Genomic DNA, 572 nt, shown 5'->3' on the forward strand with positions numbered 1-572 from the left:
CTCGATGCGGAAGCCACGCACCTTCACCTGGAAGTCGGCGCGGCCCAGGTAGTCGAGCATCCCGTCGGCACGCCAGCGCACCACGTCTCCGGTGCGGTAGAGGCGGGCACCGGGCTTGGAGGAGAAGCCATCCGGGATGAAGCGGTCCGCCGTCAGCTCAGGACGGTTGAGGTAGCCGCGGGCGACGCCCTCGCCGCCGATGAACAACTCACCCGCGACACCGACGGGCACCGGGCGCAGCGTGCGGTCCAGCACATAGACGCGCACGTTGGGGAGGGGCCTGCCGATGGTGGGCGTGGGAGAGGCGTCGAAGGCGCAGGCGGTGGCGTCGACGGTGCACTCGGTGGGACCGTAGACGTTGAAGACGCGCGGGCGCGGGGCCTGGGCGAGGTGACGCCAGGTGGCGGGGTCCACCGCTTCACCGCCCACGAGGACGCGGCGGGGGATGGACTGGCGCTCCAGCAGGCCTTCGTCCAGCAACAGGCGCAGGTGCGCGGGCGAGCAGTCGAGGACGTCCAGCGAGTCCTTCTGGATGCGATTGACGAGCTCGCCCACGTCGGCGCGGGCCTCGT

At 71.3% G+C, this 572-nt stretch carries 1 protein-coding gene; it reads right to left on the reverse strand.

Going from position 1 to position 572, the window contains the following annotated elements:
* The coding region (locus D7X32_RS44595; protein WP_147450543.1) for an AMP-binding protein at window positions 1-572 on the reverse strand (572 nt) is incomplete at both ends.

Origin of the sequence: Corallococcus carmarthensis (assembly GCF_003611695.1) — a bacterium.
GTDB classification, from domain to species: domain Bacteria; phylum Myxococcota; class Myxococcia; order Myxococcales; family Myxococcaceae; genus Corallococcus; species Corallococcus carmarthensis.